At 62.4% G+C, this 611-nt stretch carries 2 pseudogenes; both read right to left on the bottom strand.

From position 1 onward, the window contains the following. Window positions 1-23 precede the first annotated feature (23 nt). Window positions 24-155, bottom strand: a pseudogene (locus AC01Y6_RS10990) (transposase); the annotation flags it as partial. Then, window positions 145-611: pseudogene (locus tag AC01Y6_RS10995) on the bottom strand (hypothetical protein); the annotation flags it as partial. The pseudogenes AC01Y6_RS10990 and AC01Y6_RS10995, both read right to left, overlap by 11 nt.

Genomic DNA, 611 nt, shown 5'->3' on the forward strand with positions numbered 1-611 from the left:
CCCCTTTAGGGGAACACCTTCTGGATGGCGTTCACCCTTTCCCTCCTCGGCACCTTGGCGGGGCGGCCACCGGGCTTAGGGGCGGGGATGAGGGGTTCCAGGAGGGCCCACTCCGCATCGCTGAGGTCGCTGGGGTAAGATCGTCTAAGAGTCACCCCTTAAGGATACCACCCTTTTACGACAGCCTCTGAGATGAGGAGGATCTTTTTCTTCAGAGGTTTGATTCTCTTTCTTTATTTCCGGCTCCGGGGCGAGCCCGTCCTGGAGGGCGTTTTCCGCGCTTTCGCCTTGCAAGCCTTGCTGAGAGGCCTGCACGGCTTGCTGAGAGGTGGATGAGAGACCCTCCCCGTCCACGGGCGCAAGCCACCACCCCACGGCGTCCCGCTCCACCAGGCCCTTTTCCCAGAGGGCGAGGAGGGCCTTCTCCACCGTGCGGGGGTCCCGCCGGAGGAAGAGGGCGAGGTCCTTCGCGGAGACCTTCTTGCGGTGGAGGTTCCTGCGGGTGGCGAGGGCGAGGAAAACCGTGACCTCCTTATCCGAGAGGCCGCTCTTGAAGAGCTTGTTCAGGAGAGGATTCGGGATGAGGGTGTATCCACCAGGTGCTTCCAGAT

It is taken from the genome of Thermus sp. (assembly GCF_056332225.1).